Genomic DNA, 15,307 nt, shown 5'->3' with positions numbered 1-15,307 from the left:
TGTGAGACCGACCCCCCTCAAGGCCCTGGCGGCGCGCGTTCTCGTCGCCGCCGCCCTGGCCGCAGTCTCGCTCCCCGGCACCCCCGCGGGGGCCTCGCCGAGCACCGCGCCGGCCGCCGCGGCCGCCTGCACACCCGCCCAGGTGGTGACCAACGGCGGCTTCGAGAGCGGCACTTCGCCCTGGACCCAGTCCTCCACCACCGTGATCACCAGCCGGACCGGCCAGAGTGCCCACGGCGGCACCGCCTTCGCCTGGCTGGACGGAGTGGGCAGCACCCACACGGACACGCTCTCGCAGAGCGTCACGATCCCCTCCGGGTGCAGCAGTGCCAGCCTCACGTTCTGGCTGCACATCGACACGGCGGAGACGACCTCGTCGACGGCCTACGACAAGCTGACGGCGAAGATCGGCAGCACCACCCTGGCGACGTACTCGAACCTCAACAAGGCCTCGGGATACGCCCAGAAGACCTTCGACGTCTCGGCGTTCGCGGGCCAGACCGTCACCCTCGCCTTCACCGGCACCGAGGACTCCAGCCTCCAGACGAGCTTCGTCCTCGACGACATCGCCCTCAACACCTCGGGTGACACGACCCCGCCGGCCGACTCCACCCGCACACCCGCCGCCCCGGGGTACACGGTCAGCCTGACCAGCAACACGAGCGGCACCGGCTGGACCGGTCACGAGAGCGTGACCTTCACCAACGCCTCCTCCACCGCGCTCAGCGAGGTGTACCTGAGGCTGTGGGACAACTACCACGGCACCTGCTCCGCGATGCCCATCACCGTCAGCAACGTCAGCGGCGGCACCGCCGGAGCCCTCTCGGTCGGCTGCACGGCCCTCCGGATCAGCCTGACGTCACCGGTGGCCCAGGGCCAGAGCGCGACGATCGGCTTCGACCTGGCCATCACCGTGCCCAGCGGCGCCGACCGCTTCGGCTACGACGGCGCCTTCGTCAACATCGGCAACGCCCTGCCCGTCCTGGCGGTCAAGGACGGCACCGGCTGGCACCTGGACCCCTACACCAACAACGGCGAGTCCTTCTACTCGCTGGCCGCCGACTTCAAGGTGACCCTCGACCACCCGACAAGCCTGCTCGTCCCGGCCACCGGCACCTCGGTCGACACCGCCGGATCGAGCGGCCGTACGGTCACCACGGCCACGGCCTCCAAGGTCCGTGACTTCGCCTGGGCCGCCGGGCCGTTCACCAAGATCTCCGGCACCTCCCCCGCCGGCACCGCGATCAACATCTACTCCGTCTCGGGCATCAGCTCCTCCGACTCCCAGTCGATGCTCACCACCGCCAAGTCCGCGGTGGACGCCCACGCCGCGCGCTTCGGCGCGTACCCGTACGGCGAGCTGGACGCCGTGATCGACAACAACTACTGGTTCGGCGGCATGGAGTACCCCGGCTTCGTCCTCGACCTGGTCAGCACCACGGCGCTCACCCACGAGATCGGTCACCAGTGGTTCTACGGGATCGTCGGTGACGACGAGTACACCAGCCCGTGGCTCGACGAGTCGTTCACGGACTACGCCACCGACCTGGCCCAGGGCAAGACCGGAACCAGCTGCTGGAGCAGCGTCTCCTGGGCCTCGACCGCGGAGAACATCACCAACTCGATGGCGTACTGGGACACGCACTCGTCCCGCTACTCCACCGTCGTCTACGGCTACGGCAAGTGCGCGCTGCACGACCTGCGGCGCGTGCTCGGCGACACGGCCATGGCCAACCTGCTGAAGAGCTACGCCACTTCGCACTGGTACGGCGTCTCGACCACGGCCGAGTTCAAGGCAGCCGCCCAGGCCGCCACGACCACGGACCTGACGTCGTTCTGGACGACCCACCGCATCGTGGGCTGACCCTCTTCCGCACGACCTGTTCCCGTGTCCGTCGCGGTGACACCTTCGGGCGTCACCGCGGCGGGCATGGCAGGCCGGGTCGGGGGCAGGTTCCGCCGTACGGCGGCTCCCGGTCCGGGAGCACGGCGCCCGATCATGGGATCAGGGAGCCACCGTGCTCGGTGCGAGGAGACGTCATGGTGTTGGTACCGCCCCCGTTCGACCCCGAACTGGGGATCGCCCTCGCGGCGGTCGGGCCGTCCGACCCGTCCGGGCCGAGCCCGGCGGACATCGCCGCCCTGCGCGGGGTGCAGGAGTCCGTCGTGCCCGCGTACGACCTCACCGACGGCGGCGCCTTCACGACCACGGACCTGACGGTGCCGGGGCCCGAGGGCGCTCCCGACGTCTCGCTGTTCGTCGTCAGGCCCCTGGCGCCGCCCGGGGACGGGCCGCGCCCGGTGATCTACCACTCCCACGGCGGCGGAATGGTTCTCGGCAACAACCGGGCCGGGGTGGAGGTCGTCCTGGAGTGGGCGAGGGAGCTGGACGCGGTCGTGGTGTCCGTGGAGTACCGGCTGGCGCCCGAACACCCGTATCCCGCCGGGGTGGAGGACGTCTACGCCGGTCTGCTGTGGACGGCGCGGCACGCCGGGGAGCTCGGCGGCGATCCGGAGCGGATCGTCGTCGCGGGCGCCAGCGCCGGCGGGGGCCTCACCGCGGCGCTCGCCCTGCTCACCCGGGACCGCGAGGGGCCCCGGCCGCTCGGGCAGGTCCTGATGTATCCGATGCTCGACGACCGCAACGACACTCCCTCCGCGCACCAGATGGCGGGCGTCGGCGCCTGGGACCGTACGGCCAACGAGACGGCGTGGACCGCCGTGCTGGGTGAGGCGCGCGGCGGCCCGGACGTGCCCGCCTACGCCGCCCCGGCGCGGGCCTCGGACCTGTCCGGGCTGCCCCCGGCCTTCCTCGACGTCGGCTCCGCGGAGACCTTCCGGGACGAGGTCGTCGACTACGCCTCCCGGATCTGGCGGGCCGGCGGGGTGGCCGAGCTGCATGTGTGGCCCGGCGGCTTCCACGGCTTCGACGCCTTCGCCCCGGGCACCGTGCTCGCCCGGACCGCCCGCGCGGCCCGGATCGCCTGGCTGCGCAGGCTCCTGGCCCGGTGACGGCCTAGGGCCTGTCGCGCCCGCGGGCGTTCAGACGGGCAGCAGCCGGCCGATCAGCGCGCTGAGCTGCTGGGCGTTGCGGCACTCGTGCATCTCCACGAGGCCGGCGTAGGCGAGGGCGGCCGAGTCGCCCGTGCCCCACTGCGAGCGCGCCTCGGGGTTCAGCCAGTACAGGCGGCGGGCCTGCCGGGTGAGCTGCCGGACGGCGGGCAGGTTGGGATCGCTCATGTTCGTCCGCGCGTCGCCGAGGACGAAGACCGTCGTCCGGGAGCCGACCGCGCCGGTGTACCGCTCGGCGAACTCGCCGAGGGCGACGCCGTAGTCGCTGCTGCCGTGCCAGCCCGTGATCGCCGCCTCCGCGCGGATCCGGGCGCTCAGCCCCTCGGGGTCGGCCGAGCCGGGCCCGATCAGACCGGTCACCTCGTCGACCCGGTTGACGAAGGCGAACACCCGCACCTTGCTGAACTGGTCGTGCAGCGCCTGCACGAGCAGCATCGTGAAGTCCGAGAACCCCGACACCGATCCCGACACATCGCACAGCAGCACCAGTTCGGGCCGCACGGGACGGCGTCTGCGCAGCACGGGGCGCATCGGCACCCCGCCCGTGGACAGCGATCCGCGCAGGGTCCGCCGCAGGTCGATGGTGCCGCGCCGGGCCCGGCGGCGGCGCGCGGCGAGGCGGGTGGCCAGTTTGCGCGCGAGCGGCTGGACGGCCTTGCGCAGTTCGGCGAGCCGGTCGCGTCCGGCGAACAGGAAGTCGACACGGTCGGCGGTCGGGGCCACCGCTCGCCGGGCGATCTCGTCCCGGTCGCGCCGCTCGGCGATCCGTCGCCGTGCCTCCGTCGCGACCTGCCTGCGGAACACCTCGATGCGCCGGCGGATCTCGTCCTCCAGCAACCGGTCGGTGAATCCCTCCGCGCCGCCCCGCGCACGGACGGTGTCCCGAACGCGGGCCAGCAGCGTCTGCGGCCGCAACCGGTCGAGCGTCTGGTACGACGACCAGCCGTCCGTCGCCGTCGTACCGCCGTAGCCGCCGAATCCGTCGACGGCCTCGATCGCCAACTGCCCCATGAGGGCTTGGTCGTCGGCGGCCAGAGCGGCCGCGAGACGCTCCCGCAGCTCGTCCCGGTCCGCAGGCGCCGCGCTGTCCGGCGCCCCTACGCCCCGCGGGAAGTACACGTCGAAGACGGGGTCGAACACCCGGCGCTGTCCGGGGTTGTGGAGGAGGGTGGCGGCCAGCCCCTCGCGCAGCCGGTCCCGGTCCGCGAAGCCCAGCACCGCCACCGCCTGCGCGGCGTCCACGGTCTCGCCGGTGCCGATCCGCACGCCGTGCGAGCGCAGTGCGCCGACGAGTCCGGTCAGCCGGTCCGCGACACCGTCCGCCGGCACGACGGCGTTCACACGCCGCCCAGGTCGAGCTTGGCCGCCGCCTTCAGTACGTCGTCCTGGTGCTTGAGGATCACGCCGAGGCTGTCGCGTACGACGTTCTCGTCGAGGGTGTCGGCGCCCAGCGCGAGCAGGGTGCGGGCCCAGTCGATGGTCTCGGCGACGGAGGGGACCTTCCGCAGGTCCATCTCCCGCAGCGCCCCGACGACCCGCACGACGGACTCGGTGAGCGCCTCGCCGAGTCCGGGCACTTTCAGCCGGACGATCCTGCGCTCCAACTCCTCGTCGGGGAAGCCTATGTGGAGGAAGAGGCAGCGGCGGCGCAGGGCCTCGGACAGCTCGCGGCTGGCGTTCGAGGTGAGCACCACGAACGGGCGGCTGGTCGCCTTGATCGTGCCCAGCTCGGGGACGGTGACCTGGAAGTCGCTGAGCACTTCGAGCAGCAGGCCCTCGACCTCGATGTCGGCCTTGTCGGTCTCGTCGATCAGCAGGACCTTCGGGTCGTCGCCGCGGATGGCTGTCAGCAGCGGGCGCGGCAGCAGGAACTCCTCGGAGAAGATGTCCGTGCGCGTCTCGTCCCACGACTCGTCCCGGCCCGCGGTGATGCGCAGCAGTTGCTTGGCGTGGTTCCACTCGTACAACGCCCGTGACTCGTCGACGCCTTCGTAGCACTGGAGGCGGACCAGCCGGGCTCCGGCGACCTGGGCGACGGCCTTGGCGAGTTCGGTCTTGCCGACGCCCGCGGGGCCCTCCACCAAGAGGGGTTTGCCGAGCCGGTCGGCCAGGAAGACCGTGGTCGCGACGGCGGGCGACGCCAGATAGCCCGTGTCGGCGAGGCGTGCGCAGACGTCGTCGACGGATGTGAACAGCAACGGGGCCTCCAGCACGCGCGAGCGAGGTCGGACTCACTATCTAAGCGCTTGTTCACCCTCGCTGTCACGTGTGACGGCCCCCACGACGCAGCGGTGCCCGGCAGAGTCGGCACCCCGGCCCCTGACCTTCGGAAGCAGTCGGGGCCCGGCCTCCGGAAGCAGGCCGGATCCCAGGACACCCTGCCTAGGACACCCTCAGTACGATCTTGCCGCGCCGGTGCTCGCGTTCGAGGGCCGCGTAGGCCCCCGGGGCGCTCTCCAGGGGAAGGATCCGGTCGACCTGCGGGATCAGCCGTCCCGCCTCGACTAGGGCCGTCAGCTCCTCCAGACCGGAGCGGTCCGGCTCGACCACGAAGAACACCGCGCGGGCGTCCGCCCCCTCCGGCGGCGCCGGCGGTTCGACGACACTGACCAGGACTCCGCCCGGACGCAGCACCTCCCAGGAGCGGGCCTGTGTGTCCCCTCCGACGGTGTCGAAGACGACGTCCGCGTCCTTCACCTCGGTCTCGAAGCGCTGTCCGGCGTAGTCGATCACGGTCTCGGCACCCAGGCCCCGCACGAAGTCCGCGTCCCCGGCCGAAGCGGTGGCCGTCACCTCGGCCCCCAGCGCGGCCGCGACCTGGACGGCGAACGAGCCCACGCCGCCCGCTCCGCCGTGCACCAGCACGCGCTGCCCCGGCGTGACGCCGGCGTGGGCGACCAGGCCCTGCCATGCGGTCAGGCCCGCGAGCGGCAGCGCGGCCGTCCGCTCGTGGTCGAGCGACCCCGGCTTCGCGGCGAGCCCCGCCGCGGGAGCGGTCACGTACTCGGCCGCCGCTCCGTCCCGGGTGAAGGGAATCAGGCCGTAGACCGCCTCGCCGGGCCTGAAGTCCGTGACGCCGTGGCCGAGCTCGGCCACCACCCCGGACACCTCCTTGGACGGCACGACCGGCAGGCGCGGGCTGCCGCCGTCGAAGCTGTCGGTCCAGGTCGCGTCCCAGTCGAGCTCGCCCGGGGTGACCGACGCCGCCCGCACCTCGACCAGCACATCCCCGCGACCGGGGACCGGCTTCGGCGCGACCTCGTAGACCAGCTCCTCCGGCCCGCCGCGCCGATGTCCGCGTACCGCGTGCATCGTGGCGTTCATCCGGTTCCTCCTCGTCGGGACGGCACAGCCCTCCGTCGAGTCGGTCCCCATCGGTTCCTCGTGCTCCGGCACGGACCGGCCGTTCCTCACGATAGTTCCGGGACCGGCGGCTTTCCTGCCGGGCTCGCGCCCCGCGCCGCCGCGGGCGGTCTTCGGCCGACGGCCGACCGCGGGCATACGGCGGTCGGCGGAAGGCGGCCGGCGGAAGACAAAGAGGTCTGACCCGTCACCACGGGGGGAGCGACGGGCCAGACCCTGGGTCCACGGTGCCATGCCCGGCCCGTGTCGCGCAGTACCTTCGCGAAGTCCCGTACGGCGGTCAGTCCCTGAGCCGGTCGATCTGACGGATCTTGTTGGTCGCGTCCAGTGCGGCGACCTTGTAGGACTCGGCGAGCGTCGGGTAGTTGAAGACGGCGTCGACCAGATAGTCGACCGTTCCGCCGCAGCCCATCACGGACTGGCCGATGTGGATGAGCTCCGTCGCGCCGGTGCCGAAGCAGTGGACGCCGAGGAGCTTGCGGTCGTCGGGCGAGACCAGCAGCTTCAGCATGCCGTGCGAGTCGCCGATGATCTGTCCCCGGGCCAGTTCCCGGTAGCGGGAGATGCCCACCTCGAACGGCACGCAGTCCTCGGTGAGCTGGTCCTCGGTGCGGCCGATGAAACTGATCTCCGGGATGGTGTAGATGCCGATGGGCTGCAGGTCGTGCATCCGGTTCACCGGTTCACCGCAGGCGTGGTACGCCGCCGTACGGCCCTGTTCCATCGAAGTGGCCGCGAGTGCCGGGAAACCGATGACGTCACCCACGGCGTAGATGTGCGGCACCTCGGTGCGGTAGTGCTCGTCGACGGTGATCCGGCCGCGCGGATCGGCGGACAACCCCGCTTTGCCGAGGTCGAGTTCGTCGGTGAGACCCTGTCGCCCCGCCGAGTACATGACCGCGTCGGCGGGTATCTTCTTGCCGCTCTCCAGGACCGTGAGCGTGCCCCGGGCATGGCGCTCCACGGCGGCGACGGTCTCACCGAACCGGAACGTCACGGCCAGGTCCCGCAGGTGGTACTTCAGCGACTCGATCACCTCGACGTCACAGAAGTCGAGCATCGCGGGCCGCTTCTCGACCACCGTGATCTTGGATCCGAGGGCGGCGAACATGGAGGCGTACTCCATGCCGATCACACCGGCGCCGACGATGACCATGGAGCGCGGCACCTGCTCCAGATTCAGGACGTTGTCCGAGTCCATGATCGTCCGACCGTCGAACTCGACGGTGCCCGGCCGCGCGGGACGCGTGCCGGTGGCGATGACGATGTGGTCGGCGCTCAACCGCTTCTCGTTGCCGTTCGCTTCGGTCAGGGCGACCGTGTGGTCGTCCACGAAGCGGCCGACGCCGGCGAACAGGGACACGTGGTTGCGCGAGAGCTGGCTGCGGATGACGTCCACCTCGCGGCTGACCACGTGCTCGGTGCGAGCGGTCAGGTCGGCGACGGTGATGTCCTCCTTCAGCCGGTAGCTCTGGCCGTACAGATCCCGCTGGCTGAGGCCGCTGAGATACAGGACCGCCTCACGCAGCGTCTTGGAAGGGATGGTTCCGGTATGGATGGAGACCCCGCCGACCATGTCGGGGCGGTCGATGACGGCGACCCGACGGCCGAGCTTCGCCGCTGCGATGGCGGCTTTCTGTCCACCCGGGCCGGATCCGATGACGAGCATGTCGAAGTCGCGCACCAGCGGAGTCTGTCAGCCCGGGACCGCTTCCCGATAGGGCGAACGGGGGATCCGTCGCCCGAGTGACGGATGAAGCGCCGGCGCGAGGTGCCACCTTCGCCGGGCCGGTGTCCGGCGGCGACCGACGGGTTTCGGCCGGACGAACCTGCACCCCGGGAAACGGGGACTCAGCGGTGGGCGAACGCATGCCGGAATAGGGCACGGGCCGCGCCCGGGTGGGCTACATTCGGGAATCCTTGGCATCGGCGCCTCCGGGGGTGAGGTCGCGTCGAGGAGAATCCCGGAGCGCGAATGCATCAGTCCCACCTTTCCGCACCGCCGACCGCGCCCACCCAGGGGGGACTCGCCGACAGCCTCCGCGAAACCGCGCTCAACACCCCTGATCTGCCGCAGCTCGCGCGCCGCGCCGAAGGCCGCTCGAGTGGCTGGATCCAGGTGACGGCGGCCGAGCTGTGGGCCGAAGTGGTCGACGTGGCACGGGGGTTCGTCCGGTCCGGCATCCGGCCGGGCGACCGTGTGGCCATCATGGCGCGCACCCGCTACGAGTGGACGGTGCTGAGCTACGCCCTGTGGTCGGTGGGCGCCGAGGTCGTGCCGGTCTATCCGACGTCGTCACACGAACAGGTCGCGTGGATCCTTCAGGACGCGCATTGCGTGGGCGTGGTGGTCGAGGACGAGCAGGGCATCATGACGGTCGGCTCGGCGTGCGCCGCGCTCCCGTTCCTGCGCCACGTCTGGCAGTTGGACGCCGGGGCGGTGGCCCAACTGGTGGAGCGCGGCCGGGCGATACCCGCGACCGCGGTCGACTCGCTGCGCCGGATCGTGCTGGCCGACTCCACCGCGGTCATCGCGTACACCTCCGGCACGACGGGACAGTCCAAGGGCTGCGCCCTGACCCACCGCAGCCTGGCGAGCCCCTGCGACACGCTGCTCGAAGGCTGGAGGCAGACGGCGGCTCCGCCGGACACGCAGCCGGCCGTGCTCGCCTTCCTGCCCTTCTCCCACGCCTACGGGCTGATGGTCCAGGGGATCTGTCTGCGCGGCGGCCTCCTGATGGGCCACGAACCGGATCTGCGGGAGGAGACCCTCTCCGAGGCCATGCTCTCGTTCCGGCCGACCTATCTGTACGCCGTCCCGTCCGTGTTCGAGAGGATCTACAAGAACTTCGTGCGGGCGTCCCAACGAGCCGGTCGTGGTGTGCTGTTCGAGCGTGCCGTGCGCACGGCACGGGACTTCGCCCTCGCCGAGGAGAAGCAGCGGCTGGGCACGGGTCCGGGTCCGGGTTTCGATCTGCGGCTCCAGCACTCGCTCTACGAGAAGACGGTGTACAAGAGGCTGCGCGCCGCGCTGGGCGGACGGGTGTGCGGCGCGGTCTCGGGCGGCTCCCCGCTGAACCGTGAACTCGCCCTGTTCTTCGCGGGAATCGGCATCTTCGTCCACGACGGATACGGGCTCACCGAGACCAGCGGAGGGATCACCGCCCAGCCGGTCGGCCGGGAGAAGTTCGGCACCGTCGGACGCCCCCTGCCGGGCACGGAGATCCAGGTGTCCGACGACGGGGAGATCCTCGTGTGGGGGCCCTCCGTGTTCCAGGGCTACATCAACGACTCCGCGGCGACGGCGGCCTCGTTCCGCAACGGCTGGCTGGCGACCGGGGACCTCGGTCGGGTGGACTCCGAGGGCTATCTGACCATCACCGGGCGCAAGAAGGACATCATCATCACCAGCGGGGGCAAGAGCGTGGCCCCCGCGGCTCTGGAGGAACGCCTGCGGGTCCATCCGCTCATCCATCAGGCGGCCGTCGTGGGCGACAACAGGCCCTGTGTGGGCGCTCTGATCACCCTGGACCCGGAGTTCGTGACGCACTGGCGCGCCGCCCGGGCCAAGGGGGAGACACCCGCCCGGGACGCGCGGGAGGAGAACGAGCTGCGCGAGGAGGTCAGGCGCGCGGTCGCGGCGGCCAACAGCACCGTCTCCCGCTCCGAGTCCATCCGGGTCTTCCGTGTCCTCCCGGAACCCTTCGACCTGTCCAACGGGCTGCTGACGCCTTCGCTGAAACTGCGCCGGGACGCGATCGCCCAGCGGTACGCGGCCGAGATCGAGGCGATGTACCAGACCTCGTCGCGGGTTCCGCGGGAGGCGATGATCGGCGACCCGTCGATCCTGGACGACTCCGACAACGTGTTCCGGTGACCGGATTCCCCGCGCTCGGAATCCAGGCGCGCGGAAACCAGGTGACCGGAATCCAGGTGACCGGAATCCAGGCGCGCAAAATCCGGGCACCCGGAGCCGGGTGACCGGCTGAAGCAGCCCGGATGCCCGGCTGAGGCGCCTCCGGTTCCTCAGTCGGAGCCGGTGGCCGAGGCCTGAGGCCGGGGGCCGGGCAGCCGCAGGGTGAAGACCGAACCGGCGCCCACCTCGCTGGTGACGGAGACGGTTCCGGCGTGGGCGGCGACCAGCTGACGGACGATGGCGAGGCCCAGACCGCTGCCGCCGGTACGCCGGCTGCGGGACTTCTCCGCCCGCCAGAACCTGTCGAAGACGCTGGCCAGATCTCCGGGAGCGATACCGCCGCCGGTGTCGGCCACCTCGAACACGACCTCGTCCTCCTCGCGGTGCGCGAAGAGCGTGACCGTGCCTCCGGGCGGGGTGTGGCGGGTCGCGTTGGACACCAGATTGCCGAGCGCCTGCCGCATCCGTACGGGGTCCGCGTCCAGCCACGGCGCACCGGCCACCTCGGTCACCAGCCGGATGCCGGCGGCCCGCGCACCGACCCGGTGTGCCGCGGCGACCTGTTCGAGGAGTTCGTCGGCGCGCACCTCCTCGCGGTGCAGTCGCAGCGTGCCCGCGTCGGCGGCCGCGAGGTCCTGGAGGTCGTCGATGACACGCTGGAGCACCACGGCCTCCTCGTGCAGGGAGGACAGCAGTTCCGGGTCGGGGTCCACGAGGCCGTCGCGGGCCACCTCCAGCCAGCCGCGGATGTTGGTGAGAGGCGTGCGCAGTTCGTGCGCGATGTCGCTGACCATCGCCTTGCGCTGGGCCTCCATCCGCTCGCGGCGCTCGGTCAGTTCGTTGAAGGCGAGGGCGAGGATGCCGGTCTCGTCCCGGGTGGTGACGGGCACGCGTACGTGCCGCTCCAGGGGTTGCCGCGCGGCCTGGGTCAGCGCGCGCAGGGGGCGCACGAGCCGGGTGGCGACCAGCGCGGTCACGGCCACAGTGAGGGCGAGGACGAGTCCGGCGACACCGAACACCTTGGCCTTGTTGGCGGCCGACATGTCGAAGCGGGGAACGGGCCTGTCCCCCGTGCCGAGGAAGAGTTCGGCGGCCGGGGCGACGTAGGGGTCGAGTTGACGGAGGCGGGCCTCGGCGACGCAGGCGTTCGCCGTCCGGGCCAGTGGCCCGTCCTGGTCGCCGAGTCGCTTGCCCGTCAGGTAGGGGACCGGGGTGGCTCCGCTCGCGGCCTCCAGCGGCAGCGCCACGAAGTGGTCGAGGTGCACCTTGTGCCGGTCCAGACAGGTCCGGGTGAGTGCCGACAGGGCGTCCAGGGCCTTCCGCTCGGTCGGGGTGGGGGTGTTGAGCCTGCCGTCGGCGCATTCGGCCGGCACATAGCCGGGGTCGACCGTCCCGTCCACGCCCTTCAGCACGGTCCGGCCGCTGGGCATCCGCTCCGTGCGGGTCCGTATGCCGTTGCGGGAGAAGCAGAGCTGACGCACCACGGCCAGCTTGTCCACCGACAGACGCTCGGTCGTGGTCAGCCGGTACGGCCCGACGACACGTGGGTCGACACCGGTGAGCTGTGCGCCGGGTTCCGTGTAGGTGTCGGTGCGCAGCGGATCGACGGTGGCGGCGGCGCGGGGCGGGAGGGAGGTCCCGCGGGCCGCGGAGTCGGCGAAGGGGACGCGGTCTCCGGCGGTCAGCGCGATGCGCCGGCCCGTCCGCTGCGAGATCGTACGCAGCGTTCCGGCGACATGGGACCAGTCGTCGTGGGTGGCCGCGTATCCGCTGAGCCGCCGGAGGATGTCCATGTCCTCGGCGAGCACCTGACCCTGCTCCTCCTGGATGGCCCGGGTGGTGGTCTGCACCGCGAGCCAGGCGGTCGCGGCCACGGAGCACACGGCGATGAGCACGGACGTGATCAGCAGCCTGACCAGCAGGCTCTTGCGCAGGGGCACGGCACGGCTCACGCCCTCTCGCCCCTGAGCTTGTACCCGACGCCGAACACGGTGACCAGACGTGCCGGTCTGCGCGGGTCCGCCTCGATCTTCTTGCGCAGGTTCATGATGTGCACGTCGATGGCCCGCTCGGTCGAGGCCCGGTCGATGCCCCGGGTGTGATGCAGCAACTGCCGCCGGGAGAAGACCCGTTCGGGTTCGGCGGCCATCGCGAGCAGGATCTCGTACTCGCCCGGGGTGCAGTCCACCGGCGAGCCGTCGCACAGGACCGTGTGCCGCCGCGGGTCCACCGCGATCCCCCCTGCCCTGACGACCGGATCGGCCTCCCGGCCGCCCGCGGGCCGGCCGCCGCGTCTGAGCACCGTACGGATACGGGCCATGAGCTCGCGCGGACTGTACGGCTTGGTCATGTAGTCGTCCGCGCCGAGCTCCAGGCCGAGCAGGACGTCGTCCTCGGTGGAGCGGGCGGTCAGCATCAGGACGGGGATGTCGTCGTTCTCCCGCAGCGCCCGGCACACGCCGAAGCCGTCGACCACCGGGAGCATCAGGTCCAGGACGACGAGGTCGGGCCGGTGCCGCCGGACCTCGGCGAGGGCGGCCGCGCCGTCGTGGACCACGGCCGCGGTATGCCCCTCGCTCAGCAGCGAACGGCGTATCAGCTCCGCCTGCTTCTCGTCGTCCTCCGCCACCAGCACGTATGCGCACACGCGGCCGATGCTAGGGCCTGCCGGCCGCGCGGCGGCCGGTGAGAGGGGCTTCCCACACCCTGACACCTTCCTGACAACCTCGAAGGACACTGCGGCCGGGGTCCGGCGCGGGCCCGGGGGATCCCGGGACAGCCCTGGGGGCTCCCGGCGGGCGTCAGCGCCCCAGGGAGGCGGCGTCCCCCATGACGACCACGGGGTGCCGGGCGGGGTCCAGGGCACGCATCAGCTCCACCAGGTCGTCCTCGCGCAGACCGACGCATCCGTGGGTGGGGCCTCCGTGGTCCACGTGCAGCCAGATGCCCCCGCCGCGGCCCGCGCCCAGCGGCCGGGTCCAGTCCAGGGGTGTGGTGCCGGGCCTGCGGTTGTAGTCGACGGCGACGACGTAGTCGAAGGAGCCGGCCAGCGGCTCGCCCTCGAAGCCGGTGCCGGGTGAGGTGAAGGCGCGCGAGCGGTCGTACGGGAGCCGGGTTCCGGGATCGGCCAGCAGCCCGCCGGCGTCCGTCAGGGTGAAGACGCCTATGGGGGAACGCAGGTCACCGGCGCGATGGTGGCCGGTCCAGCCCTTGAGGGCATTGTGCGCGGGCCGGCTCGGACCGGCCCGCCAGCCCGCCTCCGTGCGCTCGTACAGCACCACGGTGGACCGCGAGGAGTTCCTGTCCCGGCCGGTCACCACGACGGCCTGACGGGTCCGCGACGGGATCGCGGCCAGCGTCCTGGGGCCGAGTCCCGGCAGTCGCCCCGGTGCCGCCGCGCGCGAGGCGGCCGGCCCGGGCGCCGGTGTCGCCTCGCCGTGACGCGACGGTGAGCCGCCGGCCCCGGGGCCGAGCCTCTCGGCCGGGCCGCCGCCGCAGCCGGCGAGCAGGAGGGAGGCGGCGACGACCGTCGCCCGGACACGGTGTGCGGAGTTGATCATGTATCGACCCTGGCCGACACATATGAGGAACTCGTCAGATCATCCACGGTTCGCCGCGTACCCAGGATGCGGCGGATCACCGGTCCTCCGCAGGATCAGCCGCAGTCCACGCGACGCAGGACGGCACCGGGCTCGACGCCGGACGGCACCGGGCTCGTCCCCGGACGGGCTCCGCGCCGTCGCGCGTGATCCACCCGCTCCGGACGGGGAGACGGGATCAGGCGTGATCCACCCGCTCCGGCGGGCCGACGGCATCCCGCGCGTTCACCCAGCCCAGCAGGGTCACCGAGACGACCGCGGCGCACGCGCACCACGTGGAGACGAACTCCAGCTCCCACAGCGACCAGCAGATCACCGCGCCCGCCCCGGTCAGAGCGCCGAGCAGCACCAGCCCGCGGTCGCCGGAGACCAGCAGCGCGCCGACGGTGGCGACGAGGTAGCCCGCGATGACCAGTCCGGGCCGGGGCAGGTCGACGACATAGCCCATGGTGTGGCCGCGGATCTCGGCCCTGACGGGACGGACGGCCATGGAGTGCGCGAGCACGGCCGCGGTAGCGACACCGGCGGCGAGCGGGAGCAGCAGCCGGCGCCGGGCGCGGCGCGGCACCGCGCACAGGACGCCCGCCGGTACCCACACCGCCAGCAACGGGAGGGCGATCACGGCCCAGGCCACGGTGGCGGGACCCGTACCGCCACCGGTGTCCCAGACCCGGGCCTCGACGATCTGGTGGGCGCCGAGCAGCAACGGCAGCGCGGCCAGCGGGAGATCCGTCCTGCGCCGTGCCCGGACCACACAGGCGACGCCGACCGCGGCCACCCCGGTACCGGCCGCCAGATCGGCCGTCGCACTCCAGCACATCGAGCCCCCTGCGTCCGCCGTCACCGTTCCCGTCGACCCGCGTCCACGCTACGACGCCCGGGCCCGGCTCCTCTTCCGGCCTGCCGTCAGGACGCCTTCCCGGCACGGCACTTCATGAAGTTTCAACAAAGGTATGCCTACCGTCCGGTTCGCCCCTGTGCCGCGGCCGCGAAGAGTGATTGGGTGGGCCCGGTCATACCGTCCAACACGCAGGAGAGCTCCGCAACCATGAGCACCCCGTACGCCTTCGAATACAAGGTCGTCACGTTCCGTGAGTCGCTGATCGGCGACGCGCTGGACAGCGACAAGCTGGAAAAGGTCCTGAACAAGCATGCCGAGGACGGGTGGGCGCTCAAGGCGATCACGGCCGCGGACGTCAAGGGCCGCATAGGCCCCGGCGCCGTGGAAGGTTTGCTGCTCACCCTGGAACGACCGCGCGCCTGACGCTCGCGTGGTGCGCGCGGCGCCGAAGCGGGAGATGCTGTGAGTGATGGGACAGCGGATCCGCAGGTGCCACTGACGCCGTCGGAGGCCTTC

The 15,307-nt window shown here is 71.9% G+C and carries 12 protein-coding genes; 4 read left to right on the top strand and 8 right to left on the bottom strand.

Annotated elements, in window-relative coordinates; genetic code table 11:
* The first annotated feature begins 1 nt into the window (after window position 1).
* Entirely contained in the window at window positions 2-1,864 is a 1,863-nt protein-coding gene (locus OG410_RS37655; RefSeq protein ID WP_329303249.1) for a M1 family aminopeptidase, read from the top strand.
* A gap of 176 nt (window positions 1,865-2,040) precedes the next feature.
* Window positions 2,041-3,012, top strand: a complete 972-nt coding sequence (locus tag OG410_RS37650; protein ID WP_329303248.1) for an alpha/beta hydrolase — start codon at window positions 2,041-2,043, stop codon at window positions 3,010-3,012.
* Window positions 3,013-3,042: 30 nt separating this feature from the next.
* Here OG410_RS37650 and OG410_RS37645 read toward each other — a convergent pair whose 3' ends face one another.
* The 4 genes from OG410_RS37645 to sthA form a co-directional block, all read right to left on the bottom strand.
* Entirely contained in the window at window positions 3,043-4,413 is a 1,371-nt protein-coding gene (locus OG410_RS37645; RefSeq protein ID WP_329303247.1) for a VWA domain-containing protein, read from the bottom strand.
* Complete coding sequence (locus OG410_RS37640; protein ID WP_329304414.1) at window positions 4,410-5,267, bottom strand: AAA family ATPase; 858 nt, start codon at window positions 5,265-5,267, stop codon at window positions 4,410-4,412. The genes OG410_RS37645 and OG410_RS37640 overlap by 4 nt, the downstream gene beginning before the upstream one ends.
* A 187-nt stretch (window positions 5,268-5,454) precedes the next feature.
* Entirely contained in the window at window positions 5,455-6,396 is a 942-nt protein-coding gene (locus OG410_RS37635) for an NADP-dependent oxidoreductase (protein WP_329303246.1), read from the bottom strand.
* 319 nt (window positions 6,397-6,715) lie between these two features.
* Entirely contained in the window at window positions 6,716-8,119 is a 1,404-nt protein-coding gene (gene sthA / locus OG410_RS37630; protein WP_326783865.1) for a Si-specific NAD(P)(+) transhydrogenase, read from the bottom strand.
* Window positions 8,120-8,410: 291 nt separating this feature from the next.
* Between sthA and OG410_RS37625 the strand changes: the two genes are divergently transcribed.
* Window positions 8,411-10,312, top strand: a complete 1,902-nt coding sequence (locus tag OG410_RS37625) for an AMP-dependent synthetase/ligase (RefSeq protein WP_329303245.1) — start codon at window positions 8,411-8,413, stop codon at window positions 10,310-10,312.
* Window positions 10,313-10,461: 149 nt separating this feature from the next.
* Here the strand turns inward: OG410_RS37625 and OG410_RS37620 are convergent, their stop codons facing one another.
* From OG410_RS37620 to OG410_RS37605, 4 genes are all read right to left on the bottom strand, one after another.
* Window positions 10,462-12,303 (bottom strand): sensor histidine kinase, encoded by a 1,842-nt coding sequence (locus OG410_RS37620; protein ID WP_329303244.1) that lies wholly within the window; start codon window positions 12,301-12,303, stop codon window positions 10,462-10,464.
* Window positions 12,300-12,998 (bottom strand): response regulator transcription factor, encoded by a 699-nt coding sequence (locus OG410_RS37615; protein WP_328444978.1) that lies wholly within the window; start codon window positions 12,996-12,998, stop codon window positions 12,300-12,302. The genes OG410_RS37620 and OG410_RS37615 overlap by 4 nt, the downstream gene beginning before the upstream one ends.
* Window positions 12,999-13,152: 154 nt before the next feature.
* Window positions 13,153-13,911, bottom strand: coding sequence for a L,D-transpeptidase family protein (locus OG410_RS37610; RefSeq protein ID WP_329303243.1), 759 nt, complete (start codon window positions 13,909-13,911; stop codon window positions 13,153-13,155).
* Window positions 13,912-14,128: 217 nt separating this feature from the next.
* Window positions 14,129-14,770, bottom strand: coding sequence for a DUF6629 family protein (locus OG410_RS37605; protein ID WP_329303242.1), 642 nt, complete (start codon window positions 14,768-14,770; stop codon window positions 14,129-14,131).
* A 228-nt stretch (window positions 14,771-14,998) separates the two neighbouring features.
* On the opposite strand from OG410_RS37605, the gene OG410_RS37600 reads away from it, so the two are divergent.
* The gene (locus OG410_RS37600) at window positions 14,999-15,214 is read left to right on the top strand and encodes a DUF4177 domain-containing protein (RefSeq protein WP_329303241.1); all 216 of its coding nucleotides are present in this window, start codon (window positions 14,999-15,001) and stop codon (window positions 15,212-15,214) included.
* The last annotated feature ends 93 nt before the right edge of the window (window positions 15,215-15,307 follow it).

Origin of the sequence: Streptomyces sp. NBC_00659 (assembly GCF_036226925.1) — a bacterium.
In the GTDB taxonomy this organism is placed as follows: domain Bacteria; phylum Actinomycetota; class Actinomycetes; order Streptomycetales; family Streptomycetaceae; genus Streptomyces.
Note: the sequence above shows the minus strand (reverse complement) of the source record. Positions and strands in the feature narration are given on the sequence as shown.